Source organism: Bradyrhizobium sp. SOJA106 (genome assembly GCF_059448745.1).
In genome coordinates this window covers 5567284-5582053 of sequence record NZ_CM182549.1, presented here as the reverse complement: position 1 = coordinate 5582053, position 14770 = coordinate 5567284, and the positions used below count along the sequence as shown (strand labels likewise).

Annotated in this window: 18 protein-coding genes; 13 read left to right on the top strand and 5 right to left on the bottom strand. The window is 65.0% G+C overall.

The features are described from left to right. The first annotated feature begins 121 nt into the window (after window positions 1–121). Both AC5V87_RS26290 and adhP read left to right on the top strand, forming a co-directional pair. Window positions 122–532: a DUF2000 family protein gene (locus tag AC5V87_RS26290; RefSeq protein ID WP_456837690.1), complete on the top strand. Its 411-nt coding sequence runs from the start codon at window positions 122–124 to the stop codon at window positions 530–532. 139 nt (window positions 533–671) lie between these two features. Beyond that, window positions 672–1697 carry an alcohol dehydrogenase AdhP gene (adhP, locus tag AC5V87_RS26285; protein WP_495368154.1) on the top strand — a complete coding sequence of 342 codons (1026 nt, stop codon included), beginning with the start codon at window positions 672–674 and terminating at the stop codon, window positions 1695–1697. Window positions 1698–1764: 67 nt separating this feature from the next. Here the strand turns inward: adhP and AC5V87_RS26280 are convergent, their stop codons facing one another. Genes AC5V87_RS26280 through AC5V87_RS26270 form a run of 3 tightly spaced genes read right to left on the bottom strand, consistent with a single transcriptional unit; the run spans window position 1765 to window position 2984 of the window. Further along, entirely contained in the window at window positions 1765–2178 is a 414-nt protein-coding gene (locus AC5V87_RS26280; RefSeq protein ID WP_495368153.1) for a GFA family protein, read from the bottom strand. A gap of 12 nt (window positions 2179–2190) precedes the next feature. Next, a complete protein-coding gene (locus AC5V87_RS26275) occupies window positions 2191–2652 on the bottom strand; it encodes an SRPBCC family protein (protein ID WP_456837692.1) in 462 nt (153 codons plus the stop codon). Next, window positions 2649–2984 (bottom strand): ArsR/SmtB family transcription factor, encoded by a 336-nt coding sequence (locus tag AC5V87_RS26270; protein ID WP_027560176.1) that lies wholly within the window; start codon window positions 2982–2984, stop codon window positions 2649–2651. Before AC5V87_RS26270 ends, AC5V87_RS26275 begins: the two co-directional genes overlap by 4 nt. Before the next feature lie 107 nt (window positions 2985–3091). Between AC5V87_RS26270 and AC5V87_RS26265 the strand changes: the two genes are divergently transcribed. The 9 genes from AC5V87_RS26265 (at window position 3092) to AC5V87_RS26225 (ending at window position 12478) form a co-directional block, all read left to right on the top strand. Next, window positions 3092–3781 (top strand): TetR/AcrR family transcriptional regulator, encoded by a 690-nt coding sequence (locus tag AC5V87_RS26265; protein WP_456837693.1) that lies wholly within the window; start codon window positions 3092–3094, stop codon window positions 3779–3781. After that, window positions 3778–4566, top strand: coding sequence for an HlyD family secretion protein (locus AC5V87_RS26260; protein ID WP_456837694.1), 789 nt, complete (start codon window positions 3778–3780; stop codon window positions 4564–4566). Before AC5V87_RS26265 ends, AC5V87_RS26260 begins: the two co-directional genes overlap by 4 nt. Continuing rightward, window positions 4563–5495, top strand: a complete 933-nt coding sequence (locus AC5V87_RS26255; protein ID WP_495368152.1) for an ABC transporter ATP-binding protein — start codon at window positions 4563–4565, stop codon at window positions 5493–5495. Before AC5V87_RS26260 ends, AC5V87_RS26255 begins: the two co-directional genes overlap by 4 nt. Next, on the top strand, window positions 5492–6655 hold the full coding sequence (locus AC5V87_RS26250; protein ID WP_456837696.1) for an ABC transporter permease: 1164 nt from the start codon (window positions 5492–5494) through the stop codon (window positions 6653–6655). Before AC5V87_RS26255 ends, AC5V87_RS26250 begins: the two co-directional genes overlap by 4 nt. A 109-nt stretch (window positions 6656–6764) precedes the next feature. Then, window positions 6765–8072 carry an adenylate/guanylate cyclase domain-containing protein gene (locus tag AC5V87_RS26245; protein ID WP_456837697.1) on the top strand — a complete coding sequence of 436 codons (1308 nt, stop codon included), beginning with the start codon at window positions 6765–6767 and terminating at the stop codon, window positions 8070–8072. A 431-nt stretch (window positions 8073–8503) separates the two neighbouring features. After that, entirely contained in the window at window positions 8504–9235 is a 732-nt protein-coding gene (locus AC5V87_RS26240; protein ID WP_456837698.1) for a GntR family transcriptional regulator, read from the top strand. 48 nt (window positions 9236–9283) lie between these two features. Further along, the gene (locus AC5V87_RS26235; RefSeq protein WP_495368151.1) at window positions 9284–10525 is read left to right on the top strand and encodes an MFS transporter; all 1242 of its coding nucleotides are present in this window, start codon (window positions 9284–9286) and stop codon (window positions 10523–10525) included. 22 nt (window positions 10526–10547) lie between these two features. Further along, on the top strand, window positions 10548–11441 hold the full coding sequence (locus AC5V87_RS26230) for an amidohydrolase family protein (protein ID WP_495368150.1): 894 nt from the start codon (window positions 10548–10550) through the stop codon (window positions 11439–11441). Between the two features lie 122 nt (window positions 11442–11563). Next, on the top strand, window positions 11564–12478 hold the full coding sequence (locus AC5V87_RS26225) for a PhzF family phenazine biosynthesis protein (RefSeq protein WP_456837701.1): 915 nt from the start codon (window positions 11564–11566) through the stop codon (window positions 12476–12478). A gap of 84 nt (window positions 12479–12562) precedes the next feature. On the opposite strand, the gene AC5V87_RS26220 is transcribed toward AC5V87_RS26225, so the two are convergent. Both AC5V87_RS26220 and AC5V87_RS26215 read right to left on the bottom strand, forming a co-directional pair. Beyond that, complete coding sequence (locus AC5V87_RS26220) at window positions 12563–13024, bottom strand: DUF488 domain-containing protein (RefSeq protein ID WP_456837702.1); 462 nt, start codon at window positions 13022–13024, stop codon at window positions 12563–12565. A gap of 109 nt (window positions 13025–13133) precedes the next feature. Beyond that, entirely contained in the window at window positions 13134–13955 is an 822-nt protein-coding gene (locus AC5V87_RS26215) for a DUF72 domain-containing protein (protein WP_495368149.1), read from the bottom strand. Between the two features lie 115 nt (window positions 13956–14070). Here AC5V87_RS26215 and AC5V87_RS26210 point away from each other — a divergent pair, with 115 nt between their 5' ends. Further along, window positions 14071–14451: a hypothetical protein gene (locus AC5V87_RS26210; protein WP_495368148.1), complete on the top strand. Its 381-nt coding sequence runs from the start codon at window positions 14071–14073 to the stop codon at window positions 14449–14451. Between the two features lie 112 nt (window positions 14452–14563). Further along, the gene (locus AC5V87_RS26205) at window positions 14564–14764 is read left to right on the top strand and encodes a hypothetical protein (RefSeq protein WP_283086044.1); all 201 of its coding nucleotides are present in this window, start codon (window positions 14564–14566) and stop codon (window positions 14762–14764) included. Window positions 14765–14770: the final 6 nt, after the last annotated feature.

Sequence of the window (14770 nt, the reverse complement as noted above, 5' to 3'; positions counted from 1 at the left end):
ACTTCTCCGCCGTCATTCCGGGGCGTCGCGCAGTGACGAACCCGGAATTCGTGCAATAATCTCCAGATTCCGGGTCTGCGCCTGACGGCGCATCCCGGAATGACAATTTGTGGAGACATGCATGCAATTCGAGACCAAGATCGCCGTCGTAATCCGCACCGATCTTCAGGCCTGGCAGAAGCTCAACGTCGCGTCCTTTCTCACCAGCGGCATCGCTGCCGCATTTCCCGAATGCATCGGCGAGCCCTATGAGGACGCCTCAAGCACAAAATATCTTTCGCTGATCGGCCAGCCGATCCTGATCTACGGCGCCGACGGCCCAGCGCTGTCGCGGGCGCTCGATCGTGCGCTCACGCGCAACGTGAAGCCGGCCGTCTATACTGAGGACATGTTCAAGACCACGCATGATGCCGCCAATCGCGAGGCGGTGCGGGCGGTGGCGCGCACCGATCTCAATCTCGTCGGAATCGCGATGCGCGCCGAGCGCAAGGTGATCGACAAGATCGTCGATGGTTTGAAGTTTCATAGCTGACGTGACGTCAACTAGCCTACGTCATCACGCCCCTGTCATCATATGTCTGCGGCGCATAAAGTTGCGCCGTTTGACCCCAATCAAGGGCGCACCGCACGGCATCGCTAGTCTGCTCCAATTCTTGCAATGGAGCAGACTCATGCCGACCATGAAAGCCGCCATCGTCAAACAATTCGGCAAGCCGCTGGTGATCGAGGATGTGCCGGTGCCGCAGCCCGGTCCGGGCGAGGTCCTGGTCAAGGTCAAAGCGTGCGGCGTCTGCCACACCGACCTGCACGCCGCCCACGGCGACTGGCCGGTGAAGCCGGTGCCGCCCTTCATTCCCGGCCATGAGGCTGCCGGCATCATCGCCGCGCTCGGGCCCGGCGTGAAGAGTCTGAGGGTCGGCGATGCCGTCGGTGTCGCCTGGCTGCACGATGCGTGCATGGCTTGCGAATATTGCCAGACCGGCTGGGAGACGCTGTGCGAGCACCAGCACAACACCGGCTACAGCGTGAACGGCGGCTTCGCCGAATATGTCATCGCCTCGGCCGCCTTCGCCGCCAAGCTGCCGGTGACGATCGATTTCGCCGCCATCGCGCCGATCCTGTGCGCCGGCGTCACCACCTACAAGGGACTGAAGGAGACCGACGCCCGGCCCGGCGAGTGGGTCGCGATCTCAGGCGTCGGCGGGCTTGGTCATGTCGCGGTTCAGTACGCCAAGGCGATGGGGTTCAAGATCGCCGCCATCGACGTCGCCGAGGACAAGCTTGCGCTCGCACGCGAGACGGGCGCCGACCTCGCGGTCAACGCGCTTGCAGCCGATGCGGTGGACAAGGTTCTGACGGCAACCGGAGGCGGGGCCCACGGCGTGCTGGTGACCGCGGTGTCGACCGCCGCGTTCGCGCAGGCGCTGAAGATGGTGCGCCGCAAGGGTACCGTCAGCCTCGTCGGCCTGCCACCGGGCGAATTCCCGACGCCGATCTTCGACGTCGTGCTCAAGCGCATCACGGTGCGCGGCTCCATCGTCGGCACGAGGCGTGATCTCGACGAAGCCATCGCCTTCGCCGCCGACGGCAAGGTCAAGGCCGAGGTGACGAAGGTGCCCCTTGCGCAAATCAATGACGTCTTCGACCGGATGAAGGCCGGCAAGATCGAGGGCCGCATGGTGCTGGATTTTGCCTAAAGCGTTTTCGAGCGAAGTGGATACCGGTTCGCGTAAAGGAAAGGCGCCAAGACAAGAATCTGGCGGCTCAGCCCGGCGGCATGCCCGCGAATGTCGGCAGGTCAGGATCGAGGCGATCCCAATCATGACCGCGTGCGGCGTAAGTCACGGCTTGCGGCTTGTAGCGGGCGGGCTCGTCGAGGCTCGCGGCGCGGATGGTGAAGATGTCGGGCATCGCTGCGAAGGTCATGTAGACGGGCAAGCCGCAGCGGACGCAGAAGCCGCGCGTCTTCACATTGCCGCTGTCGCCGACCATGTCCCAGTGCTTCGCTTCGCCGGTCAGCGTGACGCCGGCGCGCGCGAAAGTCGCGTACGAGCCGTGGCCGCTGCCGCTTTCGCGCTGGCAGTCCCGGCACTGGCAGTGGTTGCTGAACAGCGGCTCACCGACAATCGAATAGCGGATGGCTCCGCAGGCGCAGCCGCCGGTAAAGGGATTGGTCATCGCGATAACTCCTCACTTCTCGCCGCAGATGTCGTCGAGCTGGCGAACGACCTTCTTCCAGCCGCCGCTCATGACATTGTAGGCCGACTCGTTCCTCGGCAGGACGAAACCGGCATGAACGAGCCGGATCCGCGTGCCGGCCTCGACCGGGGTGAGGGACCAGGTCACGACCGTGTCGAGCGGCGCGCCGTAGCCGGTGTTGCGCTCGTCGCCGCCCTTCCAGGCATAGACGAGGCGGCTGAAAGCCACGACTTCGAGAACCCGGCAATGGATGACGCCATCCCAATGGCCGCCCGGCGTGGTCTGGAATGTAAAGGTCTTGCCTTCGACCGCTTCGAAGCCGGTCGGCTGCATCAGCCAGCGCGCGATCAGCTGTGCATTGGTCAGCACCTTCCAGACCGTCTCCGGCGCATGAGGGAGCACCTCGTCGATGACGATGTCCTTGGTTTCGGCTTGCGATGCGGCTGCACTCACGGGTCGATCTCCTTCAAGAGGTCACGCAGGTTCTGGAAACGCTCGCGCCAGAACACGCCGTAATGGTCCATCCAGGTGACCAGCGGCGCGAGGCCTTGCGGCGCGGCGCGGTAATAGACGTTACGGCCCTCGGCGCGCTCGGCGACGAGGCCGGCCTGTTTCAACGATTTCAGGTGCTGCGAGATGGCCCCTTGGGTGACTCCGCTGCCGCGGGTCAGCTCGGCAACACTGATCTCCTTGCTCTCGAACACACGTTCGAACACGGCGCGGCGGGTCGGATCGGCGAGGGCGCGCATCACGGTGGTGACGGGGTTTGGGGCGGGCTCAATCATGTGAGTTAAATTAGGGAATGCTAATGCATTAGTCAATACTAATTCGTCGGACGAACAGGACCGAAGCGTCACTTGACTATGACTGACTAGTCAGTCATATATTGAGGATGCCAAAGAAGTCGATCAAAGCCACCACATCGTCCGCAACTCGCGCCAACGCGAACGTCCCCGCAGCGAGCGAGGAGGGGCCTGCCTCGAACCGTGCCACACGCGCGGCCGAGCGGCGTGCGGCGATCGTGGAGGCCGCAATGGAGGAGTTCATCGCGCGCGGGTTCGCCGCGACGCGGCTCGACGACATCGCCAAGCGCGCCGGTGTCGCCAAGGGCACGATCTACCTGCACTTCAAGGACAAGGAATCGATGTTCGAGGAGCTGGTGCGCATCGTCATCGTGCCCGTGGTGGCGCGGCTGACGGAGTTGCCGCCGCCGGCGGGCTCGGTGCGCGATCTCGTCGAGGCCTTCGCCCGCAATTTCCTGAAAGAAGTGATCGGCACCAGGCGCGGCGATCTGGTGCGCTTGATCGTGGCGGAGGGGCCGCGCTTTCCTTCCGTCGCCGACTTCTACTACCGCGAGGTCGTCTCGCGCGGCATCGCCACGATGCGCACCCTGATCGAGCTTGGCATCGCCCGCGGCGAGATCCAGGAGAAGGATCTTGCGCGCTATCCGCAGATCCTGGTCGCGCCCGCGATGATCGCGGTGATCTGGCAGAGCCTGTTTGCGCGGCACGCGCCCCTTGATGCGCAGGACATGCTGCGCGTCCATCTCGATTTGATTTTTGGCGAACGGAGGACGACATGAGGTCGTCGCGGGTATTTTTGACGTTTGCATTGACCCTCGTGCTCGCAACCGGGCTTGCCGGCTGCAACGAGAAGCGCGACCCCGGTTTCCAGGGCTGGGTCGAGGCCGACATGATCTTCGTCAGCCCGGATGAAGCGGGCCGGGTCACGAAGCTGAACGTGCGCGAGGGCGACGAGGTCAAGGTCGGCGACCACCTCTATTCAGTCGACGATGATCTCCAGCTCGCCGACCTCAACCAGAACAAGGCGACGCTGGCGAATGCGCAGCAGACCTATGATCGCGCGGCCTCGCTGAGCAAGACCGGATCGGGCACGCAAGCCAATCTCGATTCGGCTGTGTCGGCCTTGCGCGTTGCCGAGGCGCGGGTGGCGACGTCGGAGACGCGCATGGCGCGGCGCAAGGGCTTTGCGCCGGTCGCCGGCACCATCCAGCAGATCTACTTCCGCGAGGGCGAGATGGTAGCGGCACAGCGGCCGGTGCTGTCGATCATGCCACCCGGCAACATGAAGCTGCGCTTCTTCGTGCCGGAGACCGAGCTGCCGAAGCTTGCGATCGGCGACACGGTGCGCATCGCCTGCGACAATTGCGCCGCGGACCTTACCGCGAAGATCTATTTCATCGCGACTTCGGCGGAGTACACGCCGCCCGTCATCTACAGCCTCGAGGAGCGCAATAAGCTGGTCTATCTGATCCAGGCGCGGCCCTCGCGTCCCGACGCCTTGCGCGTCGGGCAGCCGATCAACGTCTATCTCAACCCCAAGACGCCGGTGGCGGACAAGCGATGAACGACCGCAGCGACATCGCAATCGACGTCAAGGGCCTGACCAAATCGTTCGGCGGGCGCGAGGTCGTGCACGATCTGTCGATGCAGGTGAAGCGCGGCTCGATCTACGGCTTCCTCGGGCCGAACGGGTCGGGCAAGACCACGACCATCCGCATCCTTTGCGGTCTGCTGACGCCCGACAGCGGCCAGGGCACCTGCCTCGGCTACGACATCCTTAAGGACGCTGAGAAGATCAAGCGCCAGGTCGGCTACATGACCCAGCGCTTCAGCCTGTATCAGGACCTCTCGGTGCGCGAGAACCTCGAATTCGTCGCGCGGCTCTATGGTCTTGCCGATGCGCGCGACGCCGCGCGCGACATGATCACGCGGCTCGGGCTGTCGGGGCGCGAGGAGCAGCTCGCTGGCGAGCTCTCCGGCGGCTGGAAGCAGCGGCTGGCGCTGGGTGCGTGCACGCTGCCCAGTCCAAAGCTGCTGCTGCTGGACGAGCCGACCGCCGGCGTCGATCCCAAGGCCCGGCGCGATTTCTGGAACGAGATCCACGCGCTCGCAGCTGAAGGGCTGACCGTGCTGGTCTCGACCCACTACATGGACGAAGCTGAGCGCTGCCACGAGATCGCCTATATCGCCTATGGCCATTTGCTGACCCACGGCACGGTCGAGGAGGTGATCGCGGGATCCGCGCTCTCGACCTACACCGTCACGGGCGAGGACCTGAACGGCCTCGCGGCCGAGCTCACCGGCAAGCCCGGCATCGATATGGTGGCGCCGTTCGGAACCTCGCTGCACGTCTCGGGCCGCGACGTCGCCGCACTTGAAGCCAGCATCGCGCCCTGGCGCGAGAAGAGCGGCTTGCACTGGCATAAATCCTCGCCCTCGCTCGAAGACGTCTTCATCGAGCTGATGAGCCGCTCCAAGGACAATTTCCAATGAGCGCTGTCGACCAAGCCGCACCACGGCACGAAATCCGCGAGCGCTTCGGTTTCTGGAAGCGCTCCTATGCGATGCTGATCAAGGAGTTCATCCAGCTGAGGCGCGACCGCGTCTCGTTCGCGATGATCGTGATGCTGCCGGTCATGCAGCTTCTGCTGTTCGGCTACGCCATCAACACCACGCCGCGCAATCTGCCGAGCGCCGTGCTGCTCCAGGAGGATTCCGATCTCGCCCGCTCGATCCTGAAGGCGCTGGAGAACACCGCCTATTTCCGCTTCATCTACGAGGTGCACGACGTCGACGATTTCGACAATCTGCTGAAATCCGGCAAGGTGCTGTTCGGGGTCGAGATCCCGCGCGGCTTCGAGCGGGCGGTACGGCGCGGCGACAAGCCGGCCCTGCTGGTCGCCGCCGACGCGACCGACCCGGTGGCGGCCAGCTCGGCGCTCGGCTCGCTCGGCATGGTGGTGCAGACTGCACTCGCACACGATCTCTATATCGGCGATCCTCCGGAGATGCCGTTCGAGATCCGGGCGCATGCCCGCTATAATCCGGCGGCGGCCTCCAGCCTCAACATCGTGCCGGGCTTGGTCGGCACCATCCTCACCATGACCATGCTGATCTTCACCGCGCTGTCGGTCACGCGCGAGGTCGAGCGCGGCACCATGGAGAGCCTGTTGTCGATGCCGATCAAGCCGGTGGAGGTGATGTTCGGCAAGATCATCCCTTACGTGCTGGTCGGCTTCGTCCAGGCCTTCCTCATCATCGGCATCGGCGTGTTCCTGTTCGGCGTGCCGGTGCTCGGCAATCTCGTCCTGCTGGCGCTGCTCTCGACACTGTTCATCACCACCAATCTCGCGATCGGCTACACGATCTCGACCGTGGTGCAGAACCAGCTCCAGGCCATGCAGATGTCGATGATGTTCTTCCTGCCGAGCATTCTGCTGTCCGGCTTCATGTTCCCATTCGCAGGCATGCCGGCCTGGGCGCAATATCTCGGCGAAGGCCTGCCGCTGACGCATTATCTGCGCATCGTCCGGGCGATCATGTTGAAGGGCGCGACCATGCAGAATCTGCGGTTCGACGCCCTGGCGCTGGCGGCCCTGATGCTGCTCGCCATGGTCATCGCCGTGACGCGCTTCCGCCGCACGCTAGATTGAGGCAAACTAACTCTTGAGAGTCATTCCGGGGCACGCGTAGCGTGGACCCGGAATCTCGAGATTTCCGGGATCGCGACTGCGTCGCGCCCCGGAATGACCAGGGGGTGGAATGGCCAAGTTCGCGAGCAGGAAGGCGCGGCAGCACGCCGGGCTCTCGGAAGATTTCGAGCGCGAGCTCACGCGGGAGGTGCTCCGTACCGAACTGTTGCGGGTGCGGACGCTGATCACGACGGGCTGCGTCATGATGGTCCTCCTCACCGCGATCTACCTGGTGGATCCTGCCGTCGTGAACCGGGTCTGGCACGGAACGAATGGGCTCGTCGGCGAATACGGCCTGCTGGCCGGTTTCATCCTGCTGGAGGTCTGGATCCACGCCCAGATCCGTCGCAACCTCCGGCTCAATCGCGACGTCCCGGTTGTCAGGCGCTATGTCGGTGCGCTGATCGAGACGTCGCTGCCGACGCTCATCCTTCTCCTCCAGATCCACACCATGGGCGCCAGCGCGGCGCTCGGCTTCGCCGTGCCGCTGATCTACTTCATCTTCGTCATCCTCTCGACCCTGCGGCTCGACTTCTGGCTCTCCACGTTCACCGGCCTCGTCGCCGCCGCTCAACTGCTGACGGTTGCGTTGATCTACGATCCCTCGAGCGGTATCGGCGAGCCGCAGGCCTATTTCCACGCAGTGCGCAGCCTCATCATCTTGGTCTGCGGCGTGCTCGCGGGGACGGTCGGCGCGCAGCTTCGCCGCCAATTTGCAGCGAGCATTGCGGCGGCAACCGCGCGCGACCGGGTCACCAACCTGTTCGGCCAGCACGTTTCGCCGCAGGTCGTGGAACGATTGATGGCGGAGGGCACCAGCGCCGGCGGCGACATTCGCCGCGTTGCCGTGATGTTCGTCGATTTCCGCGGCTTCACCGCCGGGGCGCAGTCGCGCACGCCGCAGGAGGTGGTCGACCGCCTCGACGGCGCCTTCGCCGTGCTGGTCGATATCCTCGACCGCGAAGGCGGCATCGTGAACAAGTTTCTCGGTGACGGTTTTCTCGCCCTGTTCGGCGCGCCGCTGGAGGCCTCGGATGCCGCGCATCGCGCGGTCGCGGCCGGCCGCGAGATGCTGACCGCGATGGACCGCATCAACGCCGAGACGAACTGGCCGCTGCGGATCGGCATCGGCATCCATTTCGGCGAGGTCGTCGCCGGCAATATCGGCTCGCCCCGGCGCAAGGAATACACCGTTATCGGCGATACCGTGAATTTCGCCTCGCGGTTGGAGGCGCTGAACAAGGAGTTCGGCTCGCAGCTGTTGATCTCTGCATCTGTGCGCGAGGCGCTCGGCGATGACGGCAAGGATGCCGTCGCGCTCGGCGAAGTCGAGGTGCGCGGCTACGAGCAGCCGGTGCCGGTGTTTCAACTGGGGTAGACTGCTCGCATTTCGTTGAACGCGCGTGATGAAATATCCCGCCTCGTTTTGCGCTCTCGCACTCAGGAAGTCGAAAGCTCTTGGCTTCCGTTTGCCATGCGGAGAAGATCCATGTCTCGATTGACCCTTGTCTCAGCCATCCTCATCGCTGCGGCCGCCTGCCAGATGCAGGCCGCCGCCGCCCGCGACGCGGTCCCGCGCCACGCCCAGCCCCCGGCAACTGCGGATTGCGTGAGAGCGCCAGCGGCAGGGGCGTTTGCGTCGGCGCCTTACAAGCGGCCGCCCTGCATGCCCAAGGCAGCGAACTGACGCTCCGAGCGGCGTCGGGCCGGCAGGTCTGCCAGCCCGACACCCGCTTTTCCGCCCTCTCGCCGTGCGTGGTATTATCGTAGCGCTTGACTCCGATTTCATATAGTCATCTATATGACTATATGAATGCAGCTCCGCACGACGACCGCCTTCCACGCTACCAGCGCCTGCGCGACGATCTCGCCGCGCGGATCAACCGCAATGAGTGGCGGCCGGGAGAGCCGATCCCGTCGGAGGCCGAGCTCGGTGCGCATTACGGCGTCGCCATCGGCACCGTGCGCAAGGCGATCGACCAGCTCGTCAGCGATGCCGTGTTGGAGCGTCAGCAGGGCCGCGGCACCTTCGTGCGCCGCGCGCGCTTCAACTCCTCGCTGTTCCGCTTCTTCCGCTTCCAGTCCGAGAGCGGCGAGCGGCGTGTGCCGAAGAGCCGCATCATCCGCCGCAAAAGCGTGCCGGCGAATTCGGCCGTCGCCTCCGCGCTGCGCATTCCCGTCGGCGAGCCCGTGATCAGCCTATCGCGCCTGCGCCTGATCGACGACGTGCCGCTGCTCGCCGAAGAGATTTGGCTGCAGCAGTCGCGCTTCGCGAAGATCCTCGAGATCGACACCGCCGAATTCGGCGACTTGCTGTATCCGCTCTACGAGGAGCGCTGCGGCGAGATGGTGGTTTCCGCCGAGGAAATCCTGACGGTCGAGACTGCAAATGAGATGCAGGCGCGCCTGCTCAGGCTCGAGACCGGCGCGCCGCTGATCGTGATCGAGCGCCTCGCGCTCGACCTCGAGCGGCGGCCGATCGAATGGCGCCGCTCGCGCGGACCGGCTGACCGCTTCCGCTACCACGCCGAGATCCGCTGACGCGGCTTTTTCGACGACATCAAGCAATAACGAGTACAGGGAGAAAACATGTCGAACTGGTACAGCGAAAGCTCGCCGCTGGAGCGGCGCACGTTCTGGGCAAGCTTTGGCGGCTGGGCGCTGGATGCGCTCGACGTCCAGATGTTCGGCCTCGCCATCCCCGCGCTGATCGCGGCCTTCGGCATCAGCAAGGCCGATGCCGGCCTGCTCGGTTCGATCACGTTGTTCTTCGGCGCATTTGGCGGCTGGATCGGCGGCGCGCTCGGCGACCGCTTCGGCCGCGTCAAGGCGCTGCAGATCACGGTCGCGACCTTTGCGCTCGCGACTTTCGCCTGCGCCTTCGCGATGACCTACACCCAGCTCCTGATCCTCAAGGCGATCCAGGGCCTCGGCTTCGGCGCCGAATGGGCCTGCGGCGCGGTGCTGATGGCCGAGATCATCCGCCCCGAGCATCGCGGCAAGGCGCTCGGCTCGGTGCAGAGCGCCTGGGCCGTCGGGTGGGGCGCCGCCGTGCTGCTCTCGGCAGTGGTCTTCACCTATGCGCCGGCCGATATCGCCTGGCGGCTCTTGTTCGCACTCGGGCTGTTGCCGGCGCTCCTCATCATCTTCATCCGCCGCGGCCTGAAGGAGCCGCCGCGATCTCTGGCCGCAGAGAAGACGCCGTTCTTCGCCACTCTGTCCGGCATCTTCCATCGCAACGTGCTGCGCTCGACGCTGATCGGCGGCCTGTTCGGTATCGGCGCTCATGGCGGCTACGCCGCACTCACCACCTTTCTGCCGACTTACTTGCGCGAAGTGCGGCACCTCTCGGTGCTGGGCTCCAGCGGCTATCTCGCCGTCATCATCGCCGCCTTCTTCTGCGGCTGCGTCGCGAGCGGCATCATCAGCGACCGGATCGGCCGCCGGGCCAACGTCGCCTTCTTCGCCAGCGCCTGCATCATCACAGTGCTGATCTACATTTTCGCGCCGCTGACGAATGGGCAGATGCTGGTGCTGGGCTTTCCGCTCGGCTTCTTCTCGGCCGGCATCCCGGCCAGCATGGCGGCGCTGTTCAGCGAACTCTATCCCGCCGGCGTGCGCGGCACCGGCGTCGGGTTCTGCTACAATTTCGGGCGCGTCGTCTCCGCGGCATTCCCCTTTCTGGTCGGCTTCCTCAGCGATCACATCGGGCTTGGACCCGCGATCGGCATCGATGCGGCCTTCGCCTATTCGCTGGTGCTGATCGCGGTGCTGCTGCTGCCCGAGACCCGCGGCAAGGTGTTCGAGCAGGCCGCGTCAACGCCTGCGTGATGTGGGATGGGGAGTAGCTACCATGACATTTGCCCAGCGCGGCCTCACGCGCCGCCAGTTCGGCACGGGTCTCGCGTCGCTCGCCACGGTGGCTGCGAGCACACTCAGGAGTGAGCCGGCCTTGCCGACGATCGACACCCACGCCCATGTCTTCCACCGCGGCCTCAAGCTCGCACCGGGCCGGCGCTATGCGCCGGACTACGACGCGCCGCTGGCGCTCTATCTGGCGCAGCTCGATCGTAACGGCATGACGCATGGCGTGCTGGTGCAGCCGAGCTTTCTCGGCACCGACAATTCGTGCCTCGTCGAGAGCCTGAAGCAGGCGGCCGGGCGCCTGCGCGGCATAGCCGTGGTCGATCCCACCGTCACGGCGGACGAGCTGCGCGCGCTCGACCGCACCGGCGTGGTCGGCATTCGTCTCAATCTCGTCGGCCAGCCCTTGCCTGATCTCGCCGCCGTCGAATGGAAGGCACTGCTCGCAAACGTGAAAGCCATGGGCTGGCAGGTCGAGGTCCAGCGCAATGCGTCAGATCTCGCCGTGCTCGCGCTGCAACTGCTCGATCATGGCGTCACGGTCGTGCTCGATCACTACGCGCTGCCCGATCCTAAGCTTGGTGTCGCCGATCCCGGCTTCCAGTCGGTGCTGAAGCTCGGCGCCGCGAGGAACGTCTGGGTCAAGATCTCGGCACCGTATCGCAACGGCGCGGCCGGCGAAGATTTTGCGAAAGCGGCCTATCCGCTGTTGCGCGACGCCTACGGCGTGGATCGCCTGTTGTGGGGCAGCGACTGGCCGCATACGCAGTTCGAGGCTTCGCAGAGCTACCAGAAGAACCGGCAATTTCTCGACACGCTGATCACTGATGCGGCGGTGCGGGCGCAAGTATTGGCGTCACCACGGTCGCTCTTCCGCTTTTGACTCCCGCTTGCGCCATTGCTCCGATTGCTCCGAATTTTGGGACATGACGGACGATGTCGTAGGCCTGTAGACTGCCGCGCGATGCGGCCTGTCGTGGCCGCGACTTGCATGGGGAAGTGACGATGCAGCGCCGCTACATCACCGTCGACGTGTTCACCGACCGCGCCTTCGGCGGCAACCAGCTCGCCGTGGTGCTCGACGCCGGCGGCCTGTCGACCGCGCAGATGCAGGCGATCGCGACCGAGTTCAACTATTCCGAGACGACATTCGTGCTGCCGCCGCGCGACAAGGCCAATGACGCCGAGGTGCGTATCTTCACGCCGGTGCAGGAGATCGCCTTTGCCGGCCATCCCAATGTCGGCACCGCCTTCGTGCTGGCCTCGATGGCAAAGGAGCCGAAGCCGCGCCTGCTGTTCGAGGAGAAGGCCGGTCTCGTGCCGGTCGAGATCGTACGAGAGCAGGGTCGGGTGATCAGGACCGAGCTCACCGCCCCGCAGCCCCTGGCGCGGTATGCGCCGTTGTCACCGGCTGAGGCCGCGAGCTGCATCTCGCTGAGTGCGGATGACATCAAGACCGACAACCACGCACCGCACGTCGTCACCGTCGGAAACGCGTTCCTGGTGATGGAGCTGCATTCGCGCGAGGCGCTCAAGCGGGCCCGGCCCGATGCTGTGGCCTACAGCAAGGTCTTGCCGCGCGACGGTGCCCGCTCTGTGTGGCTCTATACGTGCGACGTGCCGCCAGCGGAGGCGCCCTGCGAACGGCAGGCGCGCATGTTCATGCGCGGCGCCTCCGGTCTCGTCGAAGACCCCGCCACCGGCAGCGCCACGGTCGCCGCCGCGGCGCTGTTCGCCGATCTCGATCCCATTCGTGATGGCGAATTGAAGCTCACCATCGGCCAGGGCTTTGACATGGGGCGGCCCAGCATCCTCCGGACGCGTGTGCGCAAGCGGGACGGCAAGATCGTCTCCGCCCATGTCGGCGGCAGCTGCGTGCAGATGATGGAGGGGACGTTCAAGCTGGCGGGGGAGGGGTAGGTTGTCATTCCGGGGCAGCGCGAAGCGCTGAGCCCGGAATCTCGAGGTTCCGGGTTCAGCCCTGCGGGCTGCCCGGAACGACAATCAGACTTGCCGTCCAGCCAAATTTTTCACCGCCACTCCATCGCGCGCCTCGATGATCTCGGCGATCATCTGGCGGTGGCAGTGGGTGTGATCGCGCTCGTAGCAGAGCAGGCAGACGGGCCCGGCCTTCTTCACCAGAGCCGAAAGCTCGTCCATCGCTTCCCTGGCTTCAGGCGCCTTCAGGTGCTTCGAGAAGATCTTCTCCAGCACGTCATATTGCCCGCTGCGCGCGGCAAGGCGCCCTTCCTTGGGCGTGCCGAGCGCTGCGAGATGGACATAGGCAATGCCGCGCTCGTCTAAGCCGGCAGCGAGCTGCTTCTTGGAAAAGCCCGGCCGGCGCGATGAGGTGACCGCGCGCACGTCGACCACGAGCTTGACGCCGGCCTGCTCCAGCTCGTCCAGCACCGCCTTGGGCGGCGTCTGCTCATAACCGATGGTGAAGAGCTTCTTCGCTTTGGCCATGAGACACCTCAGGTCACGACACGGGAGGTCGTCATGCCCGGGCTTGTCCCCCATGACGCTGTGGAAGCTTCCGTGGCCTTAACTGAGAGTGTCATAGGCGGTAGCCCGCTCAGCTCACGCGCGCGATGAGTTCCATGGCGCCGTGCGGCGCGCGGACCTTGCCCTCGTGGATGACATAGGCGAACACGTCGCGCGGCTCCTTCTTTGGCTTGGCCTTGTCAACCTTTGGCAGGTCATCGGGTTCACTGCCGGAGGCCCAGGCCTGAAAGCGTTCGGCCCAGGCATCGAGCTGCTTCGGCGGATAGCAGGTCTTGATCTCGTCGTTGCCCTTTTGCAGCCGCGCATAGACGAAGTCGCTGGCGACATCGGCGATTGCCGGATATTTGCCGTGCTCGGCGAACACTACCGGCGTCTCGAACTCGCGGATCAGCGCGATGAAGTCAGGCGTGCAAAAGCTGTCGTGGCGGACCTCGACGACATGGCGCAGCGCGCGGCCGTCGAGCTTGCGCGGCAGCAGCTCCAGGAACTTGCCGAAATCGGCGCCGTCGAACTTCTTCGTCGGCGCGAACTGCCAGAGCACCGGCCCGAATCGGTCGCCGAGCTCCAGCACGCCGGAATCGTAGAACCGCTTAATGGAATCGCCGGCTTCCGCGAGCACACGGCGATTGGTGGCGAAGCGCGGCCCCTTCACCGAGAAGACGAATCCGTCGGGGACTTCGCTCGCCCATTTGCGAAAGCTCTCCGGCTTCTGCGAGCCATAATAAGTGCCGTTGATCTCGATCGAGGTCAGCTTCGAGGCGGCGTAGGACAGCTCCTTCGCCTGCGCCAGCTTCTCCGGATAGAACACGCCGCGCCAGGGCTCGAAGGTCCAGCCGCCGATGCCGATGAAGATGTTGCCGGATTTTTTGGACGCGGTTTTCGCTTTGGCCACGGGAGGGATCTCGCATCGACGGGAAGGGACCTCAATCCTAATCAAACCAGATGTGATTGGCCAGTTGCCGCCTCCGGTCTAAGCTTGCGAGGTGACCCGCGAAAAGGAGATCAAGATGCGGATGCTGGTGGTGGGAACGGCGCTCGTCATCATGACTTCTCCTGCCATGACATCTTCGGCCATCGCGGATGACGACGACGCAAAGAGCGCACAGAAGCTCGCCCAGCAGGGCCGAGACGATTATTGGCATTGTCTGGCGCGGGAGTACTCGCGCGACAGCAATCAGGGCCTGTCGGAACAGGATTTTGGCCGCTCGGTTGCCGGCGCCTGTCCGTCGGAGCGGCAGTACTACCGGGTAGCGCTACTCGACTATCTCACGACGCAATACCCGGGCATCGATTCCGCCGCGCATCTCGCCACCGCGAACAGGGCGGTCGAGTCGGCGCAGAAGGATATCGTGACGGCCTTCGTCAAGCGCCGCGCGCCCGCGAAATAGGGGAGTGGCGAATCGCTCCTCGCGGTGCGCCTATCGCTATTCGCCCCGGGGCCTTTCGGTGCAGCGCGCATCCGTGGTATCACTCACTGCATCTGGAACAGGGAAGGGTCCCATGTCGTCTGAGTCGGTGGGGGGCATTCTGGGCGCGATCGTCGCGGCGATCGTGCTTGCGGTCGCCGTCGTCCTCGGGCCGATCGGCCAGTACGGCAAGCCGCCCAAGCCGGCGAAGGTCGAGCCTGCCCCGGCGGCACCCGCAGCCCCCGCCGCGCCCGCGCCGCGCGGCCCGGTGATCAAGGAAGTCCCCAACCAATAGGGCGGA